1 tRNA gene and 1 rRNA gene (1 of these 2 cut by a window edge) are annotated in these 2500 nt (G+C 54.2%); both read left to right on the forward strand.

Going from position 1 to position 2500, the window contains the following annotated elements:
- Window positions 1-603 precede the first annotated feature (603 nt).
- Window positions 604-2088: ribosomal RNA gene (locus tag PHA01_RS28965) — 16S ribosomal RNA — on the forward strand.
- A 347-nt stretch (window positions 2089-2435) separates the two neighbouring features.
- Window positions 2436-2500: transfer RNA gene (locus PHA01_RS28970), tRNA-Ile, on the forward strand (it continues 12 nt past the right edge of the window).

A 2500-nucleotide genomic window follows, 5' to 3' on the forward strand; every position in this document is an offset into this window, starting at 1 on the left:
TGTTGACAGGTTTGTTAGGTGGGGTCTATATACCGGCACAACGAGGGCGGGGCGCCGCTGGCGGTTGCCGAATGCGCCCTATAGTTTGGTTGACTGGTTTGCTTGCGGGCTTGTTGATTGAGTGCCTGAGGTTAAGTTTAAAAGAGACTGTTACGGAAGTGACGCTGTTTCGGGATTGACCGGAAGGTTGATTTTGGTTTTAGGCGTTGTTTGGCATGTTGGCTTTCGGGCTGGTTATGCCGGTTACGGTTGAGTGTTTTTGCGGCGGCTTTCGGGTTGCCGGGATTGTCTGGCCGGAAGGCTGGAGGGTTATTTGGGCGGTGGCTTTTGAGCTGTGGCCGGTTCTTTGACAATTACATACAGAAGAAAGAGAAACGTGGGCGGCAGGGTCCTGCGGAACATCGGAAGATGTTCAACAGATACTTTGGCGGACACGTTTCGAGAGAAGATGTTACATGCGTCCAGGCGCGTTTGGGATTGCCGAGCAATTGGCGGTTTTGAGTGGGTTTGGATGTAAGGTGTATATATGTTCTCGTCGATTCAACGGGTTGGGACTTTATGTTCTAACCTGAAGCGTGACCAATATAGCCAATATCAAATTTTCAACTTGAGAGTTTGATCCTGGCTCAGAACGAACGCTGGCGGCAGGCTTAACACATGCAAGTCGAACGCCCCGCAAGGGGAGTGGCAGACGGGTGAGTAACGCGTGGGAATCTACCCAATTCTTCGGAACAACTGAGGGAAACTTCAGCTAATACCGGATGTGCCCTTCGGGGGAAAGATTTATCGGAATTGGATGAGCCCGCGTTGGATTAGCTAGTTGGTGGGGTAAAGGCCTACCAAGGCGACGATCCATAGCTGGTCTGAGAGGATGATCAGCCACACTGGGACTGAGACACGGCCCAGACTCCTACGGGAGGCAGCAGTGGGGAATATTGGACAATGGGCGCAAGCCTGATCCAGCCATGCCGCGTGAGTGATGAAGGTCTTAGGATTGTAAAGCTCTTTCACCGGTGAAGATAATGACGGTAACCGGAGAAGAAGCCCCGGCTAACTTCGTGCCAGCAGCCGCGGTAATACGAAGGGGGCTAGCGTTGTTCGGATTTACTGGGCGTAAAGCGCACGTAGGCGGACTATTAAGTCAGGGGTGAAATCCCGGGGCTCAACCCCGGAACTGCCTTTGATACTGGTAGTCTTGAGTTCGAGAGAGGTGAGTGGAATTCCGAGTGTAGAGGTGAAATTCGTAGATATTCGGAGGAACACCAGTGGCGAAGGCGGCTCACTGGCTCGATACTGACGCTGAGGTGCGAAAGCGTGGGGAGCAAACAGGATTAGATACCCTGGTAGTCCACGCCGTAAACTATGAGAGCTAGCCGTCGGGCAGTATACTGTTCGGTGGCGCAGCTAACGCATTAAGCTCTCCGCCTGGGGAGTACGGTCGCAAGATTAAAACTCAAAGGAATTGACGGGGGCCCGCACAAGCGGTGGAGCATGTGGTTTAATTCGAAGCAACGCGCAGAACCTTACCAGCCCTTGACATCCCGATCGCGGTTACCAGAGATGGTATCCTTCAGTTAGGCTGGATCGGTGACAGGTGCTGCATGGCTGTCGTCAGCTCGTGTCGTGAGATGTTGGGTTAAGTCCCGCAACGAGCGCAACCCTCGCCCTTAGTTGCCATCATTCAGTTGGGCACTCTAAGGGGACTGCCGGTGATAAGCCGAGAGGAAGGTGGGGATGACGTCAAGTCCTCATGGCCCTTACGGGCTGGGCTACACACGTGCTACAATGGTGGTGACAGTGGGCAGCGAGACCGCGAGGTCGAGCTAATCTCCAAAAGCCATCTCAGTTCGGATTGCACTCTGCAACTCGAGTGCATGAAGTTGGAATCGCTAGTAATCGTGGATCAGAATGCCACGGTGAATACGTTCCCGGGCCTTGTACACACCGCCCGTCACACCATGGGAGTTGGTTTTACCCGAAGGTGCTGTGCTAACCGCAAGGAGGCAGGCAACCACGGTAGGGTCAGCGACTGGGGTGAAGTCGTAACAAGGTAGCCGTAGGGGAACCTGCGGCTGGATCACCTCCTTTCTAAGGAAGACGTCTCATCACGACCGTTCCGCTGCCCAAAAAGTTGCATGACTTTTTGGATAAGCTAGCGGAACCAAGTATAGACATCTTATTAGAACAAAGGTTGCAAGCCAGTCAGCTTGACAACCGTGCATACAATGCAGGGACTGCCGCCTACGTTTCTCTTTCTTTGATGTTTTTGTAAGCGCTCACGCACGTACGCCCTATCGGGCTGTGCTCCGCGAGGGCGCGGCACGAGCCGCGACGGCCGGTCGGCCTCTTTTGGTGACCTACCGTCTCAGGACGGGCGCACGGCACGAGCTGCGACGCGTAAGCGCGCTGCGTTTGACGGTTGATCTGTCAAATCAGGGCTTGTAGCTCAGTTGGTTAGAGCGCGCGCTTGATAAGCGTGAGGTCGGAGGTTCAAGTCCTC

Source organism: Candidatus Phyllobacterium onerii (assembly GCF_028331445.1).
Taxonomy (GTDB): domain Bacteria; phylum Pseudomonadota; class Alphaproteobacteria; order Rhizobiales; family Rhizobiaceae; genus Phyllobacterium; species Phyllobacterium onerii.